8 protein-coding genes are annotated in these 6736 nt (G+C 48.0%); 7 read left to right on the top strand and 1 reads right to left on the bottom strand.

Annotated elements, in window-relative coordinates; all coding sequences use genetic code 11:
- Window positions 1–9 precede the first annotated feature (9 nt).
- Window positions 10–402 carry a hypothetical protein gene (locus ACEW80_RS23135; protein WP_373528839.1) on the bottom strand — a complete coding sequence of 131 codons (393 nt, stop codon included), beginning with the start codon at window positions 400–402 and terminating at the stop codon, window positions 10–12.
- Between the two features lie 897 nt (window positions 403–1299).
- Between ACEW80_RS23135 and ACEW80_RS23130 the strand changes: the two genes are divergently transcribed.
- From ACEW80_RS23130 to ACEW80_RS23100, 7 genes are all read left to right on the top strand, one after another.
- Entirely contained in the window at window positions 1300–1602 is a 303-nt protein-coding gene (locus ACEW80_RS23130) for a DUF3181 family protein (protein ID WP_373528838.1), read from the top strand.
- A 68-nt stretch (window positions 1603–1670) separates the two neighbouring features.
- A complete protein-coding gene (locus ACEW80_RS23125; RefSeq protein ID WP_373528837.1) occupies window positions 1671–1928 on the top strand; it encodes a hypothetical protein in 258 nt (85 codons plus the stop codon).
- Between the two features lie 80 nt (window positions 1929–2008).
- Window positions 2009–2818 carry a glucose 1-dehydrogenase gene (locus ACEW80_RS23120; RefSeq protein WP_373528836.1) on the top strand — a complete coding sequence of 270 codons (810 nt, stop codon included), beginning with the start codon at window positions 2009–2011 and terminating at the stop codon, window positions 2816–2818.
- A 67-nt stretch (window positions 2819–2885) separates the two neighbouring features.
- The gene (locus tag ACEW80_RS23115) at window positions 2886–3383 is read left to right on the top strand and encodes a DUF1269 domain-containing protein (RefSeq protein WP_373528835.1); all 498 of its coding nucleotides are present in this window, start codon (window positions 2886–2888) and stop codon (window positions 3381–3383) included.
- Between the two features lie 105 nt (window positions 3384–3488).
- The gene (locus tag ACEW80_RS23110) at window positions 3489–5651 is read left to right on the top strand and encodes a glycogen debranching N-terminal domain-containing protein (RefSeq protein ID WP_373528834.1); all 2163 of its coding nucleotides are present in this window, start codon (window positions 3489–3491) and stop codon (window positions 5649–5651) included.
- Between the two features lie 168 nt (window positions 5652–5819).
- Entirely contained in the window at window positions 5820–6014 is a 195-nt protein-coding gene (locus ACEW80_RS23105) for a hypothetical protein (RefSeq protein WP_373528833.1), read from the top strand.
- Complete coding sequence (locus ACEW80_RS23100; protein WP_373528832.1) at window positions 6011–6430, top strand: SMP-30/gluconolactonase/LRE family protein; 420 nt, start codon at window positions 6011–6013, stop codon at window positions 6428–6430. Before ACEW80_RS23105 ends, ACEW80_RS23100 begins: the two co-directional genes overlap by 4 nt.
- The last annotated feature ends 306 nt before the right edge of the window (window positions 6431–6736 follow it).

Raw genomic sequence — 6736 nt, 5'->3', positions numbered from 1 at the left:
GGAATAGTCTCACCTTCTTGTCTTTGGGAAAGCCGCGAATCTTGATGCGCTTGCCTTGCTGCAAGTCCTGAGCGCTCCTTTTTGCAGTTTATTCACGCGCACATACGGCGCAGTGCCGCCACTATCATCGACGCGGCGATTGGTTTTGAGCGGGCAGTAGTACAGCAATTCTTGCTGGTCAACCTGCGCCATCAACTTCTGAGTTGCGTACCAGCTATCCATCAGTACGGTTGTGAAGGGTAACTGCTTGCTGTAGACCACAGCGTCAAGCATCGCTGCTACATGAGCCAATTTGCTTTGCCCATCGCCGTCGGGATCATACAGTCGGTAATCGATTACCCAGAACTGCCCGGTTTCGCCATTGACGTAGACACAGATAATCAGCCCGATGCCCTGGATCACTCGATGTTCGTTGCCGCGCTCACTGTCTTCGCGCTAGCTCAATTGAGGTGGAATACCGTTTGTCCAAGACCGTATCGTCAAACAAGACATAAGCATTCTTTGACGGTTGCAGTAGCAGTTTCACGTTGTCTCACAACAGGCGAGGTGTCAACCTTTCGCCACGCAGATATCGGTTGATCCGATCATGGCTGATACCCTCTAGATGGTCGAGCGTTGTTGGTCACAGTGTAGTTGATGGGACTGCTCAGCAAGTACTGGCAGTAGTCCAGTTTGGTGAAGCTCATCCCTCTAGTTTAGAGGTTACCTCCTCGCCTCCTCTTTTTGACTTTGCGTAAGTCCTGTCTAATTTAACTAAGCATTTTTATTAGAACAATCTGCTTCAAGGGGGTAGCTAAGGGGAGTGGTCAAAAATAATTAGTGGAAGTCAGATAAAGGACCTGGGGAGAAATAATGTTAACGAACTCCGGTGCATGGAGGGTAAGATCCTCTAGAACTTCCTGTACGCTCAAAGGCGGGTCAACTAAATCTTGAGCCTGCTCGGTCAATATTTTTACCAATCTCTGAGGATACAAGTCAAAAAGATGGGTGAGAAACTCATCGGGGGGTCTGAGCCTCAATTCCAAAGGGGTCTAGCGCTGTGTCAGGGAAGTCCTGAATGTTACTTGTCACAATGACTTGCGACCTTAGAACTTTTCACTGTGGTCAACAAAGTGAGTCAGGGTATAGTTGATCTGGCTGACTAACAAGTACTGACAGTAATCGAGGCGAGTCACTGAGTCTCTCATATACCTTGACTCTAGCGTTTTCTCAACCTAGGGGAGGTGCCAGTCCGCGTAAGTTCTAAGTAATAGTTTTAAATAGATTTATTGTTTACACGTCTATAAACGCTTATCGCTCATGGCTAATACTACAGAAATAATCGAGGCGATAGCCTCAGAGATTGGCGGCAGCGTCTATATGGACATTGCTAAGTGGCATCTGTATTTATCCGATGCCCGTCTGCACACTGTCGTTGCCGAACAGGTGTATCCCCTGCTCACAACTAATTCCCTGGACGAAGACCGAGTTCTCCAAATCCTGCAAAACATCATCGTAAAAATCGGTGGCGGTAAACGAGAAATTCCTTTAATCGATTTACTACCCATGCAGTGCCAAGTTAACTTGATGGGCATTTTAGAGAAGTATCAGAGCCAGTTTTAACGATTTTGAATTTTTGTATTAGGGACGCGAAAATCTAAACATATAAGGAAGCAACTAGCACCGCTTTCTTGATCGAGGAATCGGGACGTGTTGTTGAATACGACCCAGAAGAGTTTATCCTCAAAGCTCAGACAGATAGACAATGGTTTCGCCAAATTCTGTTTGCTGATTCCTTCTCGTTGCCTGTGCTGGAAATGGCAGTGCAAGTTTTACTTTCTAAGCGCTCAGCAACAGGTCAACCCCATGCGATGCTAGTGCGGGCGCTCAACATCCCTCACGTCCATCGCGTAGCGAAGCTACTGGAAGATAACTTTCCGATGCTTTAAGGAAAGGTACATTCCGGACGTAGACCATAATCACGCGAGGCTTTAGAAATTACCGTAGAGAGTGTTTTGGAGGACTTGAAATGAAGGGATTAGCAGGAAAAAATGCGCTGATTACCGGAGCCAGTTCCGGTATTGGGCAAGCGATCGCAATTCGACTAGCTACTGAAGGTTGCAATATTGCTATCAACTACTGCAAAAGTGCAGAAGATGCTGAAGGAACAGAAGAAATAGCAATGCAAAAGGCTTGTGGGCAAGTCGAAGGATGTGGAGTGAAATCACTACTGATTCAAGGCGATGTCTCTCAAGAAGAAGATATTCGTGAGATGATGAATGCGGTTGTTGAGCAATTTGGCGGCTTGGATATTTTGATCAACAACGCCGGAATTCAGAAGGAATGCGCGTCCCATGAAATCCCGACTCAAGATTTTGATAACGTTTTGTCTGTAAACCTGCGCGGTGCTTTCTTATGTGCGCGTGAAACGATTAAGTATTTTCTATCTCAAAATCGTCCTGGCATCATTGTTAATGTTTCTAGTGTTCACGAAAAGATTCCTCGACCGTTGTATCTGAGTTATTCAATCAGCAAAGGGGGGATGGAAAATCTGACGAAAACCTTGGCGCTGGAGTATGCCGAGCATGGGATTCGCGTCAATGCGATCGCTCCTGGAGCAACAAGCACTCCAATCAATGAAGCCTGGACGGATGATCCGCAGAAGAAAGCTGTAGTCGAAAGCCACATCCCGATGGGGCGAGCAGGAACCGCAGAGGAAATGGCTGCTGCGGTTGCTTTTCTGGCATCGGAGGAGGCTGCTTACATCACTGGACAAACCTTATTTATTGACGGAGGACTGACTCTCTACGCTGATTTTCGTGGAGCGTGGTCAGCTTAGGCGGTTCCAGGCGCTCCAGACGTAGTAACGATTAAACCGTTACGCAGACTTTAATCGGAGAAAAACAATGGCTGATTTGATAGTAGTTGGATATGAAGATGAATTTAAGGCAGACGAAGTTCGTTTAACCTTAGCTAAATTGCAGAGGGAATATTTGAGCGATCTCGAAGATGCTGCTGTTGTCGTCAAGAATAAAGCAGGCAAAGTTCAACTTAAACAAGCGACTAACTTGACCGGTGAAGGTGCTGTCGGCGGTGGTTTTTGGGGACTGCTAATTGGGACGTTATTTCTCGATCCATTGCTCGACGTTGCAGTAAGTGCCGCCAGTGGTGCGCTCAGCGGAGCACTTACAGATATTGGCGTTAATGATAATTTCATGGGGGAACTTGGCTCAACCCTCGAACCCAGAACTTCTGCCATCTTCATTTTAGTTCGCCAAGCTACCCCAGATAAAGTGTTGGAAGAGGTTAGCAAATTTGGCGGAAAAGTATTGTGTACCTCGCTATCCAAAGATCGAGAAGCCCAGTTACAACAAGTTCTTTCAAACAGGGGTGTTACAGTTTAAGCTCTCGCTACGAGTTTGGAATGTCAATTTAATACTAAATCAACAAATTTCTCGACACCTCCCAGGCGGAAACAAGCATCCAGACTTTGATAGTAGGAGCGATGTATGCGAATCAGTGTTGAAAAACCGATTTTAAGAATTAATTATAGTAACACCTTTATGGTGACTGACCTAGCGGGACAAATTCAGCCCAATGGTCATTTTGGCATTTTTGCCGATGACACTCGCTTTTTAAGTTACTATGCCTGCTATGTGGATGGTCATGCCTGGGAGCGTCTTACCTCCACGACGACCACTTACTATGCCACCCGAATTCACCTAACCAATCCAGAGTTTACATCTAGAGATGGCAAGCTCCCCAGTGGAACGCTATCGTTTGTGATTAGTCGCACGGTGCAGGAGGGAATTCACGAAGACCTTGACCTGACTAATTATGGACTCGCACCTGTCCGGTTTAATTTAGAAATTGCGCTGCGCTCAGACTTCGCCGATATTTTTGAGGTGGAGTCGCGTCAATTCGTGCGACGAGGACGGATTGAAACTCGTTGGAATGAGGAGAATGACGAACTATCCACCACCTACACCAATGGGGATTTCTTTCGTTGCCTGAGCTACAAAATTAGTAACAGCTCCTGCTCACCCCACTCTGCCAACGGTCGCATTACATTTGAATTAGAGTTGCAACCCGGTGAAACCTGGCATGCCTGTTGTGGCTATACCTTAGCAGGCAATGAGCATATTCGGGAGCCAGTCAATCTTTGCTACGAGGCGATGGTGGATAACCGGATTACCAACACCGGAGTGGAAAGACTACACCACGAATGGCTGAACTGCGTTACGGCTGTTAACTCTTGTAACAAGGTAGTTAATCGTCTCTACCGCCAATCTGTTGAAGACTTGGGAGCACTGCGCCTGTTCGATTACGATGTTGAACCCGATATCTGGCTACCCGCAGCAGGTGTACCCAAGTTTGTCACCCTGTTTGGGCGAGATAGTCTAATTGTTAGTCTGCAAACCACGATCTCCCATGCCAATTTTGCGCGGGGAACGCTGAAAAAACTGGCGCAGTGGCAGGCAACCGAGCGGGATGATTGGCGCGATGCCGAACCTGGTAAAATCCTGCACGAAATTCGTCGGGGTGAACTTGCCTATTTTAAACAAGTGCCCCACACGCCCTACTACGGCACTGCCGATGCCACGCCGCTATTCCTCATCCTGCTGCATGAAGCTTGGAAATGGCTGGGGGATGAGTCGCTGTTAAGGGAACACAGAGACGTGGCATTGCGTTGCCTGGAGTGGATTGATCGCTATGGCGATCGCGACGGTGACGGTTTTCAGGAGTATCAAACCCGCTCTACACGTGGCATAGACAACCAGGGCTGGAAAGATTCGGGCGACTCTATCGTCTACCCGGATGGTAGTCAGGTCAAAGCTCCTATAGCACTGTGCGAACTCCAGGGTTATGTATTTGATGCTCAGATGCGGATGGCGGAAGTTTTTGAGGCGTTGGGAGAAGCCGATCACGTCGTCACCCTCAGAGCCAAAGCCGCCACTCTACAAAGGCGCTTTGAGGAACGATTCTGGTGCGAAGAGTTGGACTGCTATGCCTTTGCCCTCGACCCTGATAAGCAACCAGTGCGGTCTGTGGCTTCCAATACGGGACACTGCCTCTGGAGCGGTATTGCCAGACCTGATCGTGCCGCGAGGGTGGTGCAGCGACTCCTCCGACCTGATATGTGGAGCGGTTGGGGCATTCGCACTCTATCAACTCAAAACCCTGCTTACAATCCTTTTTCCTATCATCGGGGTTCTGTGTGGCCTCACGATAATAGCATCATCGCCCTGGGCTTTAAGCGCTATGGCTTTGCCCTAGAAGCGGCACAGGTAGCGCACGGTATTTTCGATGCTGGTACCTATTTCGCCAGTGATCGCCTCCCTGAACTATATGCGGGCATTGAGTGCCGACCGGGAGCGTTTCCAGTTCCCTATTTAGAGGCGAACATCCCACAAGCCTGGGCAGCCGCGTCTGTGTTTCAACTACTTCAGTCAATACTCGGTCTTTCTGCTGATGCTCCCCAAGGCTACCTCTACGTCGATCCCTATCTTCCTGACTGGCTGTCTGACCTAACGCTTTCTGGGCTAGAGGTTGGCGATGCTCGCATTGACTTAAAATTTTGGCGGGAAGGCGATCGTACCTGTTGGGATGCTCTTGTGCGATCAGGCAAAATTGAGGTGAAAGCAAAACCTTGGCAACCCTGGTCTGCTTAGCTGGAAAGGCAGAAGGCAGAAGAGCATCAAGCACTGGCTATTTTGGGAAGGAGATGGATGACGGTAGAAGAAAAACGACTGGCAGAATTGACCTACGGCATATTTGGTGGCAATCCAACTAGTGGGGATTGGTCTGGTTCCTTGTAAATTACTTGTTGATTGAGTTAGTTGCCCCAACGGTTTCACCAGTTTTTGGGCAAAGACTTCACCACTGAGTATTTTTACGGCGACAACGGGGCAGGGTTAGGAATCAATCAGCAGACGGCGTGGACTGGTTTAGTGGCAACCATTAATTCACTCCAGTGCGATGAATCAAAATATACAACTTTCCGTGTTGGCGAAAATAGAGTAACTGCTCCATGAGTTTAGTCCAGTCATCGGTTCAAAATGTTCTCGCTGCTCGCGCCCGTTTAGGGGAATGTCCTCTCTGGGATGAGACTAATCAACGGCTCTACTGGGTGGACATCTACAACCACCGAGTGCATGAGTTTAACCCGACTAGTGGACGCGATCATTACTTTGAGATGGACAGTGTGGTTAGCGCGATCGCTCTGGCTGGCACGGCTCGATTACTGGTTGCTCTGCGCGATCGCCTCGTATTCCTAAATTTCCAGACAGGAAGCATAAAACATCTGTGCCAGATTGAATTTTCCCATCCCAATACCCGCTTCAATAATGGCAAATGTGACCCCAAGGACGCTTTTGGGTTGGCTCCGTCAGCGAAGTATCGGGACAAGCAGCCCTCTACCGCTATGACCCAGATGGTTCCCTGCACCTAATGGAAACAGGGTATCGCATTACTCTTTGCTTTTCTAGCAGGAGGAGTTATCCTTAATAGACCTCTTGCACATTAGATTTTAAACAGCTTATCCTCGTAAATAGGAGGATCTATATAAATCTGCCAGCTAATAGACCTCTTGCACAGTAGATTTTAAACAGCTTCAGAGGATTGGTTTGTAGCCAGATATAAAGAAACTATGTCATTTTTTAGCCCTGAGTTAGTCACACCGAGTATTTCAAACTGTTGATTCTTACTAATGTGCAAGCTGACTTTTCACGTCAAGTTCTGGAAGGCTGATGAGAAG

Origin of the sequence: Nostoc sp. (genome assembly GCF_041747015.1) — a bacterium.
Taxonomy (GTDB): Bacteria; Cyanobacteriota; Cyanobacteriia; order Cyanobacteriales; family Nostocaceae; genus Nostoc.
Note: the sequence above shows the minus strand (reverse complement) of the source record. Positions and strands in the feature narration are given on the sequence as shown.